Raw genomic sequence first — 530 nt, 5'->3', positions numbered from 1 at the left:
CGCTCGGCGGTGGCCAGCGCGGCGGAGGTCATGATGTCGAGGTTGCCGGCGTAGGCCGGCAGGTAGTGGGCGGCGCCTTCGACTTCGAGGAAGACGGAAGTCTTCAACCCGGAGAACTTGCCGTGGCCGGGGATGTTCAGGTCGCGGACCTCGTCGAACTGCACCTTCTGCTTCAGGCGGTAACCGGGGACGTAGGCCTGCACGGCAGCCGCCATTTCCTCGATGGAAGCTTCGACCGTCGCCTGATCCACGGCTTCGGAAAGGACATAGACGGTATCGCGCATGATCAGTGGCGGCTCCGCCGGGTTCATGATGATGATCGCCTTACCCTTGGCCGCGCCGCCGATGACTTCGATGGCCTTGCTGGTGGTCTCGGTGAACTCATCGATATTGGCGCGGGTGCCCGGGCCGGCGGACTTCGACGCGATAGAGGCGATGATCTCGGCGTAGTGAACCTTGGCGACACGCGAAACCGCCGCCACCATCGGAATGGTCGCCTGCCCACCACAGGTCACCATGTTCACGTTCAG

The 530-nt window shown here is 63.8% G+C and carries 1 protein-coding gene; it reads right to left on the bottom strand.

All coding sequences use genetic code 11. The features are described from left to right. Window positions 1-530: acetaldehyde dehydrogenase (acetylating) (locus DK254_RS18760; protein ID WP_109935782.1), on the bottom strand; the 530-nt coding region annotated here is incomplete at both ends.

It is taken from the genome of Pseudomonas sp. RW407, from assembly GCF_003176655.1.
GTDB lineage: Bacteria > Pseudomonadota > Gammaproteobacteria > Pseudomonadales > Pseudomonadaceae > Pseudomonas > Pseudomonas delhiensis.
The sequence above is the reverse complement of the archived record's forward strand: the minus strand, read 5'-3'. Positions and strand labels throughout refer to the sequence as shown.